This window comes from Paenibacillus sp. cl141a (assembly GCF_900109305.1).
Classification (GTDB): domain Bacteria; phylum Bacillota; class Bacilli; order Paenibacillales; family Paenibacillaceae; genus Paenibacillus_AQ; species Paenibacillus_AQ lautus_A.
In genome coordinates, this window is the sequence record NZ_FNZO01000007.1 from 152963 (window position 1) to 172396 (window position 19434).

Consider the following 19434-nt stretch of genomic DNA (forward strand, 5'->3'; position numbering starts at 1 on the left):
AGTGAGTCCTTTATGAAACAGTATGTAATAAAACGCATAGCAGGTACCGTTCCGCTCCTGCTGCTGGTTACCTTCTTGGCGTTCATTCTAATTAATTTAAGAACTAGCGATCCGGCAGAGATTGCTCTGCGTGTAAATCAGATTACCCCGACGGAGGAAGTGGTCCAGAGCATGCGCGAAGAGCTCGGACTTGACGATCCTTTTCTTATCCGATATAAAAACTGGATGATGGATAGCTTTCAAGGGAGTTTGGGTACCAGCTACGTCAATAAAAAGCCTGTATTGGAAGAATTGCGTCAAGCGATTCCTCCAACGCTTGAATTAGCGGGGGCTACACTTATAATTATTGTCTTTTTCAGCGTTTCCATCGGGATAATCTGCAGCATCTTCGAGAATAGATGGCAGGATCGTTTTTTGCGGGGCTTCATTTTTTTGCTGGCAGCGATGCCAAGCTTCTGGATCGGCTTGCTGCTCATGTGGTATTTTTCGGTTTATCTGGGGTGGCTTCCGACAAGCGGGAAGAATGGGCCTTCATCCATTATCTTGCCCGCCGTCACCTTGTCACTAACCTTTTTATCCACCTATGTCAGACTGATACGCAATAATATGATCCAAAATACGCAAGAAAATTTCATTCTTTATGCCAAGCTGCGTGGGCTCAAACAGAGCACTGTGATGTGGAAAGTGTTTTCCAATTCGATCCAATCGGCTCTTACCGCGTTCGGCATGTCTATTCCGCGTCTGATTGCTGGGACTGTTGTTGTTGAAAATATATTTGCCTGGCCCGGCATTGGTCGTTTGTGCGTCAAGGCTATTTTTAACTCGGATTATCCCGTGATTCAGGCTTATATTCTGATGATGGCCGTTTTATTTATCATTTGCAATTTATTGGTAGATATTGTGGTCGTGATGATAGATCCACGTTTGCGGAGGGAAGCCAAATGAGTTTTTTCAAGCGTCTTCAACAGGATAAGTTGGGTATCACTTGCTTGTTATTTTTGGGCGTGGTCTCCCTTGCAGGGATCTTCGCCCCTCTAATTGCTCCGCATGATCCTACCTTACTTCAGGTGGATATGAAGCTTGCCATGCCAAGCGCAGAGTACCCACTCGGGACTGATCATCTGGGAAGATGCTTATTTTCACGGGTATTATTCGGCATACGCACCACGTTCTTTTATGCTCTACTAGCTATGGGTGTGACGATTTTTTCCGGGGTCGCATTTGGAATTCTAGCAGGCTATTCGAACGGAAGAGTCCGGGAAGTCATTTTGCGTTTCTGCGACGCCATGCTATCTTTCCCGTCAGAGGTGATGATTTTAGCTATTATCGGCATATTGGGACCCGGGATAATGAATATTGTGATTGCGAATATTTTGTCGAAGTGGGCGTGGTATACACGGATGATCTATAGCAGCGTTCAGCAGTATCGATCAAAAAACTATGTGAAGTTCGCTCAAGTCCATCAGGCTTCTCCAATCTATATTATGAGAAAGCATATTGTTCCCGGGATCTCCGGTGAAGTAACCACACATTCGACCCTAGAGATGGGCTGGGTGATTCTAAGTATTTCGTCCCTTTCCTTTCTTGGATTGGGCGTGCAACCTCCTGCTCCTGAATGGGGAATGATGCTGAATGAAGCGAAGAATGTGTTGTTCACCCATCCCTGGCAGATGATCCCTGCCGGTATTACCATTCTGCTTGTCATCGTCGCGCTAAATTTTCTCGGTGACAGTCTGCAGCAGGCCATGAACTCGAAATCCTACATGGCAAGCCCGAAGCAACAACGCAAGCTATTCCGCTTGGGTGAAGGGAGGAAGATGGTAAGTGACCATACTGACCGTTAAGCATCTTAATATTGTTGATCTCAAGACACAAAGAAGAATTGTAAAAGATGCTTCCTTCTCGGTGCAAAAAAATTCTTGCCTCGGTATTGTTGGGGAGAGCGGCAGTGGAAAGACGATGACTGTTCGGGAAATTTTAGGTGTAAATCCCCGCTGGATTCAATCTGAAGGAGAGATTATTTTCGAGGGCCGCAACATTTTGAAGGACAACGAAAAACAGCGGAGGTCCATTCGTGGTCAAAAAATCAATATGATTCTTCAGGATGCAATGACTGCTTTCAATCCTATCGAGAAAATGGGTTTCCAGATGAAACAAACTTTTATGCAGGTATTGGGGGTATCCAGGAGAGAAGCTGAGCGATTGAGTTTGGAAAGCTTGAAGAAATTGAATTTTTCGGATTCGCTTGCCGTTTATAAGAGTTATCCTCATGAGCTGTCCGGTGGGATGCTTCAACGCTGTATGATTGCAATTGCTCTTGTTCTGAAGCCGGACATTATTATTGCGGATGAGCCTACAACAGCTCTAGACTCCATTAATCAATTGGAAGTCGTCAATCAATTTCAGTCCTTAAAGGAAATGACGGGTACCACACTGATCCTCATCTCCCATGACCTGGGAGTTGTGCAGCGGTTGGCTGACAGCGTTATCGTCATGAAAGATGGAGAAGTATTGGAACAGGGCTCGGTCACTGATGTTTTTAATGAGCCTAAACATGCCTACACCCAATATTTAGTTAGCACGCGTCAGCAGCTTTCAGATAGCTTTATGAACACATTGCATAGCGGGGGGAACAAAGAGTATGATTACGGTGGAGAATCTCCAGAAAAGCTATAAGGCTGACCGTGGGCTGCGGAATCACACCCAAAATCATGTACTGACCGGCGTCAGCTTTCATCTTAACGATGGAGACTGTCTGGGCATTGTAGGGGAGAGCGGTAGCGGTAAAAGCACGTTATCCCGGATTCTACTTGGTTTAGAGACCAGTGACGGTGGGACCATTCGGATAGATGGTGTGCCTCATAAAAAGTGGCTTAAGCAAAACAAAGGGAAATTCAGTGTCGTGTTCCAGGATTATCGCACCTCTGTCAACCCGAACTGGACCCTGCGGCAAATTATCGAGGAACCACTCTATATGCTACGAAGCGGTAAAAACGCTCATGCCGACCATGAAGCGATCATTGCAGAGCTGATGGAGCGGGTAGAGTTGCCCCTTGACTATCTAAAGAAGTATCCGCATGAGCTAAGCGGTGGACAGTTGCAACGCGTATGCATAGCGCGTGCCTTGACCACACGGCCGCGCTATCTTGTTTTGGATGAAGCCATTAGCTCGCTCGACGTTTCTGTGCAATCTCAAATTTTATCTCTCTTAAAGGAGCTCCAGAGGGAGTTTCAATTAACATATTTATTCATAGCGCATGATCTGCAAGCCGTAGCCTATTTATGTAATCGCCTAGCCTTTCTGAGGGATGGGGTCATTATTGAAGAGCTTGATTGCAACCATTTTATGTGTGCGCAGAGCGAATATGTAAAGTCACTGGTGAGCTCGATCCTTCCCTTTCAATCGAGGTTCAACCGGACGAGTGGTCACAATGTTACTTAATGAAAAGCTCCGTTTTCACGTCCAGCATTCGAACGACTGCATGGAATTCATTCAAATAATTGAAAAAGGAAGCTCCTTAGGGCAGCTTCCTTTTGATTTAGTTAGTATTATGGATGATGGGTAAAATAGGAGGAAAATAAATGATAAGTGTTATCATTGGAATAATTTTCTATTCATTTGTAGCTATCTTTACGATTAGGTTTAGTTTCAAACAAATTAAAAATGGTCTAAAGAAAAATCAAACCAAGCGCTATAATAAAAGGGGCACTTCTTCTTTTGATAGTAGCGATCCTTACTATAGCGTTCTACAATTTAGCAAAATCATTTATTTTAATTTACAATACTTAATACAACCTGCCACGAAAAGAAATTTTCTTTGTAGCAGTTTTTTTGCGACTTTTTGTCATCATCATCACGGGGACAAGGAATTAATATATATGGTCTGCTAATCAATTAGTCAATCAAAACGTGCTTAAGAACTACCATATCAATGTTTTGCAATATTATGATTGGAAGTACTGACATCACAAGCCTGTTGCACCGAACATGGCTCAGTGGTAAATTGGTCAGGGCGGTTATGAGCAGGATGGAGGAGAGCAGGATTGGGCACTATATTATGTGGATGACAACCCAATCGGAATATTATCTCAATTTTCACAAGCATCATACATATGTACAAAATACGAGTTTTGTGAAATAGATACTAAGAAAAAAATCGCCACAGCTGATTTTTCATTTAGATTCGTATGATTCTGTATAGTTTTGGCTTTAAGCCGTTATAATCCTTTATCTTGATCGAACAACTTTTCAATTGGAATCTTTCTTCATTTAGATCCATGAATTACATTTCAGATCTCGATTAATTCAGTCTAATATCGTCATTAACTGATCATTGTCCAAGTTTGTTTATATGCCATTAAAAATCATCATAATTTGGGGTTATTTCATTATTATCACGAATTCGCTTATTTTAGCGGAATTTCGTTACTGAGATATTTTTAATCCTTTGGTTCTTAATCGATTTGAATTTTATTTCTCAACTTTATCAACTATTTTGTGCTTTTGCTTGTTATCATCCATCATCCTAATTTTTATTCACCCTCCCTTCTATATTTTAATTATTTACCATTATTTGTTATATTATGTACTTTTGAATATCAAAAAAACCGGCCATTTTCGGTCGGTTTTTCTCCCGCATGATCGGGACAATGCACGATTCACAAAATATTGGAATATATTGTGCTGTTCGGCTCATATACTCATCATGATTAGCCCGTCTATTCAAAGTCAGGGACAACGTGTAAGTCAACCACGCTTATCAATCCCATGCACCTGTGCAGTCCCCTCCTGTTTTTACTTCAGATTCGCAGACCACTTCTCGGCACGAGCCTGCAGATCATCCAGAAACTTCTGAATATCCGGCGCATTACCGGACGCTGCCTGGCTGATAAATCCGTTTATGGCTGGAGCGATGTCGCTCATATAGAACGGATTGGCTTCATCCATGAGCTCGGAGTGGCCGACTTCCGCGATCTCAAGCGCCTTTTTGACGAATTTGTCTTCCGGTGTTACGAAATCGGCATTTTTGAGCGTTGGGGTACTGGAGAAGTTTTCATACATGTATTTTTGCGTCATGTAACTGGTCAAGAACTTTAACACTTCCCATGATGCATCCACATCTTTGGCGTTCTTTGCCATGATGAACGGGTCAACCGCCACCCAGCCTTCGCCTTTAGGACCCATATTCAGCACAGGTTCAAAACGGTCCAGCAGCTCCTTGTTCTGCTTCGACCGGTATTCACTCATCGTGGAGCCGCCGGTGGAATCCAGCGCGATGGCGATATTGTTTTTCTCCAACCCAAAATTCTCGGCACCCTGGGCATTCACGAATCCAGCCGGCGGCAGCTGTGCGGCTTCCTTCAGCCACTCCAGTACTTTGACCATTTCCGGAGAATTCAGGTGCCACTTGATGTTCTTGATATTCTTCAGCGTTCCTTCCGCTCCTTTGGCGCCATATGCAAGGGTTAATGCAACAAAGGTAGATCCGTTTAATGAGTTGCCGCTCCAATACAAACCGTAATTGTCTTCACCGGTTTTCGGGTTTTTGCCGGTCATCTGCTTGGCTTTCTCCAGAATTTCGTCAGGTCCCGGCTGTGCCGAGAGAGTTTCAACGCCCCAGTCTTCAAACAGCTTCTTATCATAAATCGTCATCCGGCGGCCAAGCACGGCAGGAATTCCAAATTGTTTGCTTCCGTCCGGCGACTTGGTGCTGTAGGAATTATTCATAATGCCTTCCAGATAGATGCTTGGGTCAAAGGAAGTATCTTTTGCAATCAAGTCGTCCAGGTCACGCAGCAGCCCTTCCTGGTACCATTGCGATGCAAAGGCTCCCCCGGTATACAAGACGTCCGCATCGCCGGAGAGCAGCATGGCCGTTTGTTTGGCTTTTACGTTCTCCCAAGGGATTTGATAAACCTCCAGTTTGATGTTCGGATACATTTTTTTGAACGTTTTATCTAAATACTCGTTGAGTCCGATGGTCGGGTTGCCTGTCAGTGCATCGATCCCGTTATCCAACTGCCAGCCTGCCAGTGCAACGCGAACCGTACCTTCCATGTCCGATACTTTTTCAATCTTCACGCCGCCTGTCACATCTTTTCCCGAACTGCCTGAACAAGCGGCCAATGTAAACACCAGCACGAATGACAGAATAAGCAGCACAGCTTTTTTCATACGCAAACACCCCCACATAAATTTAGCTTCCATTCTGAATTACTGCTTGATACCGGATAGCGCAATGCTCTCGATGATATAACGCTGCAGGAACATATAAACGACGATAACCGGAATGAGGCTCGTAGTCGTTGCTGCCATAATGATCGATGGCTGCTGATTGATTCCGTTGTTATACGTAAACATGGCCAATCCAATCTGGATCGTGTACTTGGCAGCCGATTTTAAGATCAGCAGCGGCCACAGCATATCATTCCATACGCCTAAGAACAGCAGAATGACCATGGTGGCGATAATGGGCGTACACAGCGGCAGATATACCCGGCTGAATACGGTGATTTCCTTGGCGCCATCCAGAACGGCAGCTTCCCTTAAACTGCTGGGTAATTGATCAAAGAAGGCTTTGGCTAAAAAAGTACCGAACGCATAGTTCATGGCTGGCAAATAAAAAGCCAAGTAGTTATCGACCAGTCCGAGTTTACTGAACAAAAGATACTGCGGAATCATCGTCATTTCGAACGGAATCATCATCGTGCTTAGCGCCAGCAGCAGTACGAAATTAGCTCCTTTGAAGCGAAGCTTGGATAAGGCATAACCGGATAATAGTGCGGACAGCGAGCTGATGATAATGACCCCTGCGCTGACAAGCGTGGAATTGCCGATATATCGGAACATATTGATGTTGGTGAAAGCGGCTTCATAGGTTCGGATTGAAGGCTCCTCCGGCCATATTTTCGGCGGGAATGAAATATTTAACCGTGCGGCCCAATCGAAGCTCGTTACCAGCATCCATAAGAATGGCACAATCATAATGAATGAACCTACCAATAGAACCAGCGTTAGCATCAATTGTGGAAGCGTGTTTCGTTTACGGCGTACCGGCTCCTTGGGCAAGGCTGAAGTGCTCATAGTTACCCTCCTGTCTTCTGGAATAAGGCTCCCCCTACGGATCCGTAAATGGATCATGGGATTAATCCAAGCTGTCTTTACGTCGGTTGAGCAGCATGAGGAACACGGTTAAGATGAGTATGATGACGAATAACAGATAGGATACGGCCGTAGCCAGCCCCATCTGCGAAGAGAGGAATGCATTTCGGTAAATATACAGCACCACGGTCATCAAGCTTCCCCCAGGATTACCTGCGGTTCCGCCGATTAACCATACATCCGTAAACCGCTTCATTCCGCCGATGGTTCCCATGATGAGCATGAACACAAAGATCGGACGCAAGTATGGAATCGTTATATACCACCATTTCCGGTACGTGCCTGCACCGTCGACCTCGGCAGCCTCATAGAGATCCCGCGGGACGCTTTGCAAACCGGCCAGAAAAATAATGGTGTTATACCCTAGTGCACCCCACAAGCTCATCAGCACGATACTGTAACGCGCAACTTCCGGGTTCGTGAACCAGCCGACCGGATCGATGCCGAACAATCCAATCACGAAGTTGATCAGCCCTTCCTTGGACGGGAAAAACAAGAAGGAGAACAACAAGCTTGTAGCTACGCCGGACACGACGTTGGGCAGAAAATAGACCGCTTTGAAAAAGTTGCGTCCCAGATGCCATTTTAGATTATTAATCAGGCTTGCCAGAACAAACGAAAGCGCGATCCCTAGCAATACGGACCATATCCCCATGACGAACGTGTTTGTAAGCGCTTGCCAAAATAAGGAATCCTCTAACGCGTAACGATAGTTGCTCAGGCCCACCCAGTTTCCGGATAAATTGAGCCCGGATGTCTGATGAAAACTCATAAACAGTGCGGCAAACATGGGATAAATGGCAAATACGATGACGCCGATAATCAGAGGGGCGCTGAATAGATAGCCCATCCAGTCATTGCGCGTAAATCTGAACTTTCGTTTTGCCCATTTTCCATGTTCCGCAGTCCATTTCCCTTCTGGGGTGGATGACAAACCGATCCTCCTCCTTTCGTTAGTAACCGGATCCATTCCGGCAATCGGACAAGACGTTCATGTCCATTCTGTACATGGTTATGTGGATGAATCCGGATTATGTGTTATTCTTTTTTTCACAGACGTGAATGAAAGATCAACACCTTAAAGCGATTCTTTATCGGCAGTGTATGCAGCTGCCCACTTCCGGGTGTATGCCTAGGGTAAACCCCATATCGATTCGCATAAAAAAAAGCACAGCCTCCAATAGGCTGTGCTTTAAATATTCAAATGGCTTAAACTTCGATAATGATGGGCAGAATCATCGGCCTTCTCTTGGTCTCACTGTATATGAATTTGCCGACATGATCCTTCAAGGTTTGCTTGATCAGATTCCATTGGGTGGATCCGGTTTCAGTCAAATCCTTCATTGATGACGAAACGATATCGTGGATCTGACCCATGAATTCCTCCGAATCTTTCACGAAGATAAAACCCCGGGATATAAGCTCGGGCTTGGCCACCATCTGCTTTTCCGTTTTGCTGAGCGTGGTGACGATAATGAGCATCCCGTCGGAGGACAGCTGCCTGCGGTCCCGCAAAACGATATTGCCTACGTTGCCGATCATCAATCCATCCACCAGGCTGTTGCCTGAAGGGATTTTGGGACCTAACGATGCCATGCCCTGCTGGATTTGTATCGTGTCGCCATTCTGAACGATAAACACGTTCTCATTCGGGATCCCCACGGACTCGGCCAGCTGACGATGCTGATAGAGCATTCGAAATTCACCGTGAACGGGGAGCAAATAGTCCGGTTTCATCAAGGTGAGCATCAACTTCAATTCTTCTTGGCTGCCATGTCCGGATACATGCATCCCAGAAGTTACACCCGATCCATAGATGACCTGGGCTCCCAGCACATATAAATTATCGATGACATGAGCCAGATTCCGCTCATTACCCGGTATCGCCCCTGCGGCAATAATGACGGTATCGCCCGGCAGAATTTCGATATGGGGGTGCTTGGAGTTGGCTAGCCGTGACAAGGCTGCCATTGGCTCCCCTTGGCTTCCCGTGCATAACACGGCGATCTGGTCCGGCGGATAACGCTCGCTGTCTTCAGCATCGATCAGCAAATCATCGGGCATGTTGAGATACCCGTGCTCCTTGGCCACCGCAACGACATTAACCATGCTCCGGCCGAGCAGAATCAATTTCCGTTCCGTCTCTACCGCGGCATCGATGATCTGCTGGACACGGTTGACGTTCGAAGCGAACGTGGAGATGAATACCTGCTGTTTGGCCTGGGCGAAAGCCTCCAGGATATGACCGCCAACCAAGCGTTCCGAAGGGGTAAACCCGGGTCTTTCGGCGTTTGTGCTTTCCGATAGCAGCACCTTCACGCCCTGCTTGCCGATTTCTGCCATTCGGTGTAGATCAGGATAAGGTCCCTTCACAGGAGACATGTCGAATTTAAAATCTCCCGTATGGACGACATTGCCTTCCGGAGTTTGAAAAACGACGCCCACGCAATCCGGAATGCTGTGACTGGTCGAAAAAAAAGAGGCATGGATGGCACCCGCTTGAATAGTGGAATTCGCATCGATCGTGTGGAGCTCGGAATTAAGCAGAATACGATGCTCTTTCAGCTTGATTTTAATCAGCTCAATCGTAAGCTTCGTCCCATAGACAGGGATCGGCAGCTGCTTCAGTAAATAGGGAATTCCACCAATATGGTCTTCATGACCATGAGTGACGACAAGGGCTCTGACTTTATCCGCGTTGTCCAACAAATAGGTGAAGTCGGGCACAATCAAGTCGATGCCGGGCAGGTTTTCGTCAGGGAATTTCGAGCCGCAATCAATCACCACAATATCTTGATCGTACTGGATGAAGTACATGTTTTTTCCAATTTCATTCACACCGCCAAGCGCGGCGACCAGCAATTTTTGTTCGGCTATATTCATGGCTAGGTTGCCTCCTTGTCTCTACTCGCCTAGGTCCATATCTTTCGATGCATGATGTTCCTCCTATATTATTGAAGTTCTCGCAAAACTTATGCACCGTGGGTAACAATGGCTGCGCCAGTTGGGATGCGGAGTAACGACAGAAAACCTGCCAATCTCAAACGGTTTGCCATTTGTCTTTAGCGGCCAGATAGGAATTCAGACCTCATGCTTCTTTATAAGTAGAAAAAAATGAAAAAAAGACTGCCGGACAATCGGCAGTCTTCTGAATATAGCGCAAGTCGCGTCTTACGAATGCTTCCCCAGTTGTTTAGGAGCTTTAACCGGCTTATCGTCAACGCTGACAAAGATCGGATTAGAATAAAACCACAGGTCGCTGTAATTCCGTTTATTTATTTCCGCAAATCGCTGCTCGTTGTCTTCAATGTCCGTTTTCGGATCCATGAGCGGATCGCCATGGCTGGTTTCACCGGCAACATTCACGCCAAGGTTCGTTCCTCTTAACCGGAAATATTGGTCCTTTGTAGCTTTCGTCCGATATGTGATCACGTTGTATCCATCCCGATCGGTTGTCCAATCCTTGCTCGTAAACCGTTTCACCACTTTGGTCGAATCGTTGGTGCTCTTGCTGTATGCCGCCGTACCTGGTTGTGCTTTACCGGTGACATCACCCGAGATCAAATCGACATGATCCACGGCTACGGGGTCGCCGTTGTTATTTTGTTTCGGGCTTTTGAATCGGATCGTAATTTCGATAGGATTCCCTTGTTTCACTTGAAGTTTACTCCCCATCTCGGCCTGCTTATTTCCATGGCGAACGCGGAAATCCAAGGCGTTGATTAAATCGCCGTGCACGGAGAACGATTTGCCTGAACGCATGCCGTTCAGCACGCTTTGCATATCCTTTCCGTTCACCCATGTGTAATTCTTGGCGTATTGTCCGGGCCAATAACCGCTGGAGTATAAACGGTTATCACTTATCTCAAAATGAGAATCCGAGTTCGCAAAGTTCCAAAATTCGCGTCCTTCGCCGAGCAGCGCATCCCATACGCCGCCAACTTTGGCAATCATGTAATCAGCGCCTCCGTAAGTTCTGTTTTCCGGCGTAGATAAATTTAGCCCGCCACGATCCGGTTCCATCTGATTCCCGGGCATTCCCTCCATCCCGAATACGACATTCGGCGCGATGTTGTTGAAATCCCGTATGTCAGCGATCGTATAGACGGTTTTTCTGGAAGGATGATTAAGCAATGCATAACTTCTGTTGGCGTAGTTTTTTTGGAGCCAGGCCAGTGCTGTTCGGGCATCTTCGGACGTCGTATAGGCCCGGCTGTCTGTTTTTTTCCAATCGGCGACTTCTTTGGGATCAAACATCGCTTCATCTCGATCCGTAAATAGATACTCGAACTGACGGGCTGCCCTAAGGCTCGCCTCTGAACCGAATGAGCCTGCTATAATGCCGACTCCCACATGTTCGTATGTAGGCATGTCCCATTCAAAACCCGAATAGATAATGTTATTCTTGTATTTCCCAGCTGCCTGGAGCTGCTGAATCTTAGGGATCTGATACAGCGCCATTCCTTGGGAGAACGGAACAGGTCCGCCGGCAAGAGGATTTCCCTCATCATCCCGTTTAGAAACTCTAAGATGGTCCGAAACGGCGATCCAATCCAAACCGTACTTTTCGAACCCGTTGTCCAACAATTCCTGCAAGGATTGACTGGCATCATCGGACTGATACGTATGCGCGTGATACTCCCCAGTCATCCATTTGCCGTTGCTTTCCTGCTTAAACTTAGACCCATCCGACTTCGCATGAACAACCATGCCTTGGGAAAGGATGGACAAGCTGAGCGCCAAAACCATGATGGTTTTCTTCTTTAGCTGCATCTCATGGCACCTCCGAGTTGATATCAATCGTAAAAACTACTTAAGTGTAAGCCTTCTTGATTAAGAGAATGTTATGATAAATCGATACATTTGTAAGAATAGTCCTCGCTATCTTATGTCCGTAAGAATAAATAAACTATCGGCTTTGTAACTCGAAATAAGCAAGGTTATCATCCGTTAGGTTACATATATTATATTATGTAAACCACTTATAAAGAGAATGACTACAACCTGCATTCGGTGTAGTCATTTCGATGAGCTTCTTCTAAAATTACATTTCTTTGGATAAAGTTCGACGTACCAACTTTACCTGTCCATTCACCCCCGAAGGCAAAGCATTCTTGCCATACAAGTTCTCCAGCGTATTGGCTGCACGGATGGTAAGCTGATGAATCCCCTTTTCCACATAAGGCGTTATATTCCAATGATACGGCGGCCACAGCCGGATGCCAGCGTTTGTATCATTCACATATAGGCAAGCCGTCTCCCTAATATCTTCGGCTTCCAGCCATAACTCCTCGTCCGGTGCTAAGTTGACCTCAGTCAGGTCTACCTTCTGGGAGTAATCACCCGCTCCTGCATAATAAGGATAGCCGGCAGAAGCCCAAGAACCAAACATATGTTCCGAGCACGCATTTAACCTCACCCCATCTTCTATTTCAAACGGGCCAATCAAATAGGCTGGGAATGAAATCGCCGGCATCGGCTCCAGTAAGGAAACCGTCAATATCTCGAGCTCGTTCTCGCCCGCTACCAAATGAGCCGTGATATCCAGGGAAGCATAGTTTGAATCCTGCCAATCGGATGACTTCAGCGCATTCTGCCTGACCCCATTCACGAAGATTTCAACATTGCGCCTGCGCTGCAGGAAGCCGATATGGGCCGGTATTTTCTGCTCCACATCGTCCAGAATCAACTCAAGCCTCGGCAATGGATAGACATCTGGTGGATGCGAATGATCTTCGCCATTCGGTGTTTGCAATTGTTCGATCAATGCCTGCGTCATGGTAAACGTTGTACGGTACGTGTTCACTTGCCCAGGCATCGTAGCGTTCATCCTGGAGTTTCGGTCATTCAGCGTGACCTGCCACTCGTCCAGTAATAAAACGTTGGGTTCAAGAGACTGAAAACGCCACTTATCTTCGAGAACAATTACATCCTCGGATTTTCGTACCCTATCGAACGTTTGTTTGCTTTTGTTAAATAAGCTCTCCTCAGGGCCAACCGATAAAACTCGCAGCTCTCCAGGTGCATAGGTAAGAACGGAATCGCCGGCTACTCGGCGAATGTTCCCGCTTTCCAAGTCCCACTCTACAATTAGGTTCCCGGTTTGTCCTGCATCAAGCTTCATGGAAACGTCATGCTCCGTCCAGTTCATTAACCATACAAATACATGATCACCGAACACGCGTTCTACATAGATCAAATCCTCATATTGTCCTTCAAGCAGCATCCATCGTAAGGCAGCAGCTTTCTTTAATAACCCGCTTACCGTTTCACACAAGGGTTCGAGCAGATCTGGAGTCTGCTCCTTTATACGGCCTCCGGACATCTCTGGATCGGCAAGTATCCGCTTTTCTCCGGAATCGAGATGTTCCTCGATCAATGTGTCTTCGTGGTCCGTGTCCTCCAACGAATATAATAAAGCATACCCTTTGCCAACGTGGCGTAAAGCCCCATGCTGCGGGTTCGGGCTAAAAAGCTCATGCATTTGCTTTGCCAGCTCCGGGTCCTGGCGCACGGACTCGCTATGCCGTGGAATTGCCCCTACGGCAACCAGCGTTCCGCCTTGCTTTACATAGGCAACCAGAAGAACGGCAATGTCCCTTGACATGACCTCCACCTCGGGCATAACCACAACCGAATATACGTTCCCGTCACCACTGAATCGTACCCCTTCTCCATCAACAAGGGCAGCATCACGAAGCTGACATTCATCAACATAGTCATAATCAATGGAATGGCGCAGCATGCGATCCGACACAAGCGAGAACAAGGTATCGGATGAAGGAAGCCGGTTAGATCGTCCTGATGCGAACATATTTTCGTATACCGTATGAATAGGCGATAATAAAAGAACCTCCGGGGTTCGTTTTCCGCTTGCGCCGAGCAGACTCAATCGACCGAGATAGTCGGCAAAAGCGCGATAATGTGGCCAATGCGGTGCATGTTTGAACTCCGTGGGAGGAAAATCGGTTTTCCGATACCCTGCAAACGAATAATAGAACGCATGCGGAATAAACAGATTAACGCCCAGGAAAGCCATGAAATTGGCATCGAGCCGCCTTTGACGCATGGAATAGCCGTGACCGCTGGCACCAAAGGCCTCGCAGATCACGCGTTCTTTATTATCCAGCCCGGCTACGGAAGCCGCCGTCTTCACGGACACGATCCGGTGCGGATTCTCTTTGGTGCCGATGCCGGGCGTCAAATAATCCACGCCTGCATAGTGGAACTGCTGCAGGACGCGCGTCTGATTGCCTTGCGACCTGGCTTGCCCCCAGACCGGCTCCTCCAGCGTATGACCGATGTACAGCAGTCCATGCCCTTCGCACCATGAGGAAATCGCTTGATGATACCCCTCCACATACCAGCGCGTAATCGAATCATAATATTGCTGTTTCGTTGCCCGGCTGCCGTCTGCCATGTTATATAGCAAGGCGCCTAATCGCGGGATGAGATCATACCCGTTCTCTTGCCGGTACCGCTCACCCATTCCTTCAGACCAGGCAAAGACCATGCCAGGCAGGGTAGCGCCTACATCGTGAACAGCCGTCCGGATCGCTTCCACACCGAAGAAACCGTCGTGGATCATGAGCCCCGGCTCGTCGGTAAAGACGCCTTGTATCGTCGTTCCGAAATATTTCTGCAAAGACAGAAACGGTTCATAGGACATCCGGATGAACGCCTGGACCGCCTGTGGATTCAACGTATCCAAGTAGTACCCATTGGCAAACGTGATGCCTTCCGCAATTTCGCAGGACCAGCAGGCCAGCACGACATAAGAGTCTTCCGCATTCGGTGGCGTCCAATCCTGTCCCCATTCATGCGTGAGGTCCTCGGATTCTTCATGGAGCAACCATTCTCCGTCAGACTCGATGGCACGATAGGCCAGAATGGCAATCAGCTCATTGTTCTCATAGCGTGCAAAATCCAGCTTCAAGCTTTCTTGCCCGGAACCGCCGTAACATCGCTTTTCCTCCACTCTTAAGTAACGCATGCGATATTCCGGATGCTGTCGCGTCAGCTTGCCGCCCACCGTCCCGCTTGGCCAATTATCCTCATCGTACAGCCAGACGACCATGTTGCGTTTTTGGCATTCCACGGTGCAGAATTCCAAAGCTTCCATAAAAGCCTGCGAGAGGTATGAGGCTTGCATTCCATGACGCGCATGCAGAACAACGCCTCCGACGCCCGCTTCAAACATCGATTGAATCTGGCTTTCCAATTCCGCTTTCTTGAGCTCGTGATTCAGAAACCAGAAAGGCTGCGGACGGTACGTTGCATCCGGATTCTGGAATTGCTGCTTTAACCGCATGAGATCCATTTCGATTTCTTCCTTAACATGAAGGCTGTTCACCTACATCACCTGTCTTTGTTCGAATTTGATTCGGATCCTGACATGAGTAATCGAATGAAGAATCCTCCGACGACGGAACGATTCTGAAAGTTCATTTGCTTGCCGCTGATGGTGTCATACCAATCGGTCACCGGAACGCGAGCGGAGGTTTCATTCATGAAATCCCATAGGGGCGCGATCATGGACTCAAACCCGGCCTGCGTGGTGCTCATGGCTGCACACCATACCAGCCAATCGGATTTCGTATACGTATCGCGGCTGTCCAGGGGAAGCCCGTAACGGTTCTGTAGATGCTGGTAATACTCCAGCTCCCGCGCAGCCACTTCGGTAGGGAACAGATTGAACTCCAGCAGCCGATCCCACACCAAATTGTATTTCATGCTCCAGGAATCGTCGGCGCTGTCGAACGTAAGCTTGTAATGGTCACCGGCATCGGCCATGGACATCCATTCATTCGCCATGTTCCGTGCAGCTTCGTGATAAGCTGCGCCTTCCGGGAGACCGAGCCGATCGCACATGTAGGAATATGCGGCAATGCCCAAGATTGCCTTGATGGACAGATTGGCATTATGCGCCAAATGTCCGGCGAAGTCATCCGTGCACAGCTGATTGTCCGGATCGAGTCCATTCTTCAGCAAATACCCAGCCCATACGGTAAGGGGCTCCCAGTGCTCACTGGCAAAATCCGCATTACCTTCATACTTGCATACCGCAGCCGCCATTAGGAGCATATTACCGCATTCCTCAATCGGCATCTGGTATTCCAGCTTGTTCTCGCCATACACTTGACCGTTGGCTTTCGGGTACGTGCCCACGTCATGGGGCGCAAAATCGAACGTCCATTCATCGCTCACCGCATACTTAAAAATCGGACGCATCATGCCCTTGATCAGCTCAGGGTTATATCTCAGGAATAACGGAATCGACGGATAGCTGACATCGACCGTCCCGATGCATCCGTTGCTGAAATTCTCCTTGGATAAAAACAACACGCGCCCCGCTTCGTCAGCAACCAGTTTATGCGCGGCAATCGCCTGCCGATAGGTCAGCGCCAAAATATCCCGGTACCGATTGCCGCCTGCGGCTTGGCTCTCCGTCATGAGTTCGCGGTTAAATATCTCGCATCGCCGCATGATCGTTTTATACTGATCGGCTGCCGCTAACAGCATGTCATGGAAGGTCCATCCGTTTCGCTTCCAATAAGCATCCAGCGGCTTGCGGAAATATTCAATCGCATGGATATCGTCATACGCCAGCATCAGATATTCGGATACCCATTCATCCCCGACGGTACCGCATTCGATTTCGGCTGCCATGACGGGAACGTTATCGGAGACGGGGCGCGGTTTCTGCGAATCATCTTGGGCAGGTAATTGACCTGTACTAACATACTGCTCCCGGGTCGTTACCGAATGAATCACCGTCTGTATCCGCGATGAACGCGGCACCGCCAGGACCATATACCCCCAATCAATTCGGGTGTCATCACCGGCAAGCTGCAGGATCGGCTGTTCGACAGTCCCCATCGACATCGCATTCAATCGTCCGTCGATCACGCGGTGCTCCCAGGTCACCTGCTGATCCGGCGTATGGACGCACCATTCGCCCGTTACATCGATGTAAATCTTAACGTCATGCGCTTGCCCATCCAATGAACGCACGTGAAAAGTCAGATAGGTAACGGGCCGGGATAACAGATCGAGATCGTCCAGCAAAAGCGGGGTGGTAAACTGAACTTGAAGTTCAATGCCTTCTCCTTGAAACGTATACCGGGTCGTTACGGGCTCAACCGTCAGATCGGTTTGCTCAAGCGCTTCAGGCTCAAGTCGTTCTGACTCCTGCGTGATAACTTTTCCCATAAATCGTCGCGATACGCCATCAATGATGGCTACTCCCGTCATGCCCTGAATCTTGTTCGTCCAATGCCGGGTATGGTCATCATATAGGCGGTCTGAAGAGGACCATACGCTGAAATAAGGATCTACGGTAACCAGCGGCACGGATGGGGGTCTGAAATTCGTTGTCATCTAACGTCAACTCCTTCATGTCTTCTTTATTCTTCAAGCTGCCTGGATCTCCTTGCGATTTGGAAATATTGGTTCAATAAAAAGCGAAGGCTTCGCCCCCTTGGATGACAAGGTCATGCGAAGCCTTCCTAATTAACGGGCTCCCCTGATCATGGATATGATTAGTTCGGCATTTGAACGGTCACAACGTCTTTGCCCTTCAAATTTTCGTTCGTGAACTGCATCGCCTTATCGTATCCGGTCTTTCGGAGCTGTTCCCGCAGTTCGTTGATAATGCTCATGGCGGCTTCATCAGATTTGGCAAAAACCGCTTCCTTCCACGCATCGCCCATCCGATCCATCGAAGGCTTCAGCATTTCCCATTCCGGCGCTTTGGTGATGACATCGCCGGGGTTGTACGCCGTTATGACCTGAATGCCGTTCGGACGGAGGATTTTGCGAGCATTCTCCATCGCGTCCAGCCTTTCTTGTTCCGCCCAAATGTCTCCTCCCGCAGCGGAATTGATGCGGTCAAGCCCTGTCAACGATTCCAGACCGATGCTAATGCCTTCGTTCTTGCGCAGCTTCATGTTGGTGTCCGTGCTGAATTTGTCAAACCATTCCTGATTCGCGACAGGCTTGCCGTCCTTCATGTCCCAGTGAACGCCCTGCACCCCGTACCTAGCCAGCATAAAGCCTTCATCGGAAGCCATGAAGTCGAGGAACTTGAGCGCAGCATCCACGCAAGCGCCTTTACAGTTCTTGGTGATCGCCGTCACATTGTTGCCTTGAATTCCGAGATCGACAGGCCTGTCCGGTTCGACGTCAGCGCGCTCCAGCGGGCCGAGCGGAATGTAGTCGCTGCCCGGATGCGAAGAGACATACTCCTTGGAAGCATCCAGTATAGCCGGGTAGTGGGCGGCCAGGATGGCGATGCGGCCTTGATTGATTTTTTCCTTGGCAATCGGGTCCGTCTGGGTGAAGGCTTCAGGATCCATCAGCCCTTCTTCAACCAGCTTTCGATAGAACAGGGTGTATTCTTCGTAGCCCTTGGTGAAGAAGTTATGCTCAAGCGTGCCGTCGCCTTTGTCGACGTAACTCGCCCCGGAATAAAACATGGTGTTGCCGATGCCGACGGCCCAGCCGTTGCTGAAACCGCCCAACGGAAAGACCGGCTGGCCGTTCTCTTGCAGATTGGCATCCTTGATTTTTTTGAGGAAGTTATAGAAGTCGTCCTTCGTCACGACGGATTGCGGATTTACGCCAACCTTCTCGGCGATGTCTTTGCGCACATAGAAGCCGTAAAGCCAGTCCATTCCATCTTCGTTGGTCGCCGGCTGATTTTGCAGCAGCAGATACTTTTTGCCGTCGTAAGCGTTAATCGCTTTTTCATACAATGCCGGCGGGACATTTTCTTCCGCGATGGATTTGGACAAGTTCGGATAATCCTTCAATTTCTCGGAGATATCGACCAATTGTCCTTCCTTGGCCGCCTTGATGATTCCGTCCAGTTCCCCGCCCCAGGCAGGTCCGGTATAGATATCGGGCAAATCCTGGGTTGCGAAGATCTGGTTGACCTTCTCCGTCTCGCTGCCCTTGGTATATTCCCACTCCAGGGTAACGCCCGTCTTCTCCTTGATGACTTCTTCGACCGGCGTCATCGCATCGGAACCGTTTGAGCCATTCCAATTGTGTAATATTTTGAGTTTGTATGAGTTCTCTCCTTCTGCGCCTTCTCCGTTATCTCCGTTCCCTGATGAATTCGTGCAGCTGATCAGCAAACCTCCAACCATGATGGACACGAGCAATGCGGATACGCCTTTCGACCAAATCCTCTTCAAACCAATCGCCTCCTGGAATATGGATATCAATGATCTTGGTAAAGCATTGGACAAATTCCGGGTCAGGATGAC

General features: G+C 48.2%; 12 protein-coding genes. 4 read left to right on the forward strand and 8 right to left on the reverse strand.

What is annotated here, in order from left to right; translation table 11 throughout:
• Positions 1–12 precede the first annotated feature (12 nt).
• The 4 genes from opp1B to BMX45_RS19830 are packed head-to-tail and all read left to right on the forward strand — an operon-like array spanning position 13 to position 3442.
• Positions 13–945: a nickel/cobalt ABC transporter permease gene (opp1B, locus tag BMX45_RS19815; protein ID WP_090911168.1), complete on the forward strand. Its 933-nt coding sequence runs from the start codon at positions 13–15 to the stop codon at positions 943–945.
• Complete coding sequence (gene opp1C / locus BMX45_RS19820) at positions 942–1844, forward strand: nickel/cobalt ABC transporter permease (RefSeq protein WP_090911169.1); 903 nt, start codon at positions 942–944, stop codon at positions 1842–1844. Before opp1B ends, opp1C begins: the two co-directional genes overlap by 4 nt.
• Positions 1825–2676: an ABC transporter ATP-binding protein gene (locus BMX45_RS19825; RefSeq protein WP_175495167.1), complete on the forward strand. Its 852-nt coding sequence runs from the start codon at positions 1825–1827 to the stop codon at positions 2674–2676. The genes opp1C and BMX45_RS19825 overlap by 20 nt, the downstream gene beginning before the upstream one ends.
• On the forward strand, positions 2642–3442 hold the full coding sequence (locus BMX45_RS19830) for an ABC transporter ATP-binding protein (RefSeq protein ID WP_090911170.1): 801 nt from the start codon (positions 2642–2644) through the stop codon (positions 3440–3442). Before BMX45_RS19825 ends, BMX45_RS19830 begins: the two co-directional genes overlap by 35 nt.
• Before the next feature lie 1353 nt (positions 3443–4795).
• Here the strand turns inward: BMX45_RS19830 and BMX45_RS19840 are convergent.
• The 8 genes from BMX45_RS19840 to BMX45_RS19875 form a co-directional block, all read right to left on the reverse strand.
• A complete protein-coding gene (locus BMX45_RS19840; RefSeq protein ID WP_090911172.1) occupies positions 4796–6175 on the reverse strand; it encodes an extracellular solute-binding protein in 1380 nt (459 codons plus the stop codon).
• Between the two features lie 39 nt (positions 6176–6214).
• Positions 6215–7084, reverse strand: a complete 870-nt coding sequence (locus tag BMX45_RS19845) for a carbohydrate ABC transporter permease (RefSeq protein ID WP_090911173.1) — start codon at positions 7082–7084, stop codon at positions 6215–6217.
• A gap of 61 nt (positions 7085–7145) precedes the next feature.
• Complete coding sequence (locus BMX45_RS19850) at positions 7146–8096, reverse strand: carbohydrate ABC transporter permease (RefSeq protein ID WP_009592680.1); 951 nt, start codon at positions 8094–8096, stop codon at positions 7146–7148.
• Between the two features lie 275 nt (positions 8097–8371).
• Positions 8372–10045, reverse strand: coding sequence for a ribonuclease J (locus BMX45_RS19855; RefSeq protein WP_090911174.1), 1674 nt, complete (start codon positions 10043–10045; stop codon positions 8372–8374).
• 288 nt (positions 10046–10333) lie between these two features.
• The gene (locus BMX45_RS19860) at positions 10334–11935 is read right to left on the reverse strand and encodes a CehA/McbA family metallohydrolase domain-containing protein (protein WP_090911175.1); all 1602 of its coding nucleotides are present in this window, start codon (positions 11933–11935) and stop codon (positions 10334–10336) included.
• A 271-nt stretch (positions 11936–12206) separates the two neighbouring features.
• Complete coding sequence (locus tag BMX45_RS19865; protein ID WP_090911176.1) at positions 12207–15515, reverse strand: glycosyl hydrolase; 3309 nt, start codon at positions 15513–15515, stop codon at positions 12207–12209.
• A 5-nt stretch (positions 15516–15520) separates the two neighbouring features.
• Positions 15521–17542: a glutaminase family protein gene (locus tag BMX45_RS19870; RefSeq protein WP_090911177.1), complete on the reverse strand. Its 2022-nt coding sequence runs from the start codon at positions 17540–17542 to the stop codon at positions 15521–15523.
• Between the two features lie 161 nt (positions 17543–17703).
• Positions 17704–19362, reverse strand: coding sequence for an extracellular solute-binding protein (locus BMX45_RS19875; RefSeq protein WP_090911178.1), 1659 nt, complete (start codon positions 19360–19362; stop codon positions 17704–17706).
• Positions 19363–19434 lie beyond the last annotated feature (72 nt).

Coding starts and splice junctions, on each gene's coding strand:
- BMX45_RS19845 (WP_090911173.1), bottom strand. CDS start 7,084: ATGAGCACTTCAGCCTTGCCCAAGGAGCCGGTACGCCGTAAACGAAAC.
- BMX45_RS19855 (WP_090911174.1), bottom strand. CDS start 10,045: ATGAATATAGCCGAACAAAAATTGCTGGTCGCCGCGCTTGGCGGTGTG.
- BMX45_RS19830 (WP_090911170.1), top strand. CDS start 2,642: ATGATTACGGTGGAGAATCTCCAGAAAAGCTATAAGGCTGACCGTGGG.
- opp1B (WP_090911168.1), top strand. CDS start 13: ATGAAACAGTATGTAATAAAACGCATAGCAGGTACCGTTCCGCTCCTG.
- BMX45_RS19840 (WP_090911172.1), bottom strand. CDS start 6,175: ATGAAAAAAGCTGTGCTGCTTATTCTGTCATTCGTGCTGGTGTTTACA.
- opp1C (WP_090911169.1), top strand. CDS start 942: ATGAGTTTTTTCAAGCGTCTTCAACAGGATAAGTTGGGTATCACTTGC.
- BMX45_RS19860 (WP_090911175.1), bottom strand. CDS start 11,935: ATGCAGCTAAAGAAGAAAACCATCATGGTTTTGGCGCTCAGCTTGTCC.
- BMX45_RS19870 (WP_090911177.1), bottom strand. CDS start 17,542: ATGACAACGAATTTCAGACCCCCATCCGTGCCGCTGGTTACCGTAGAT.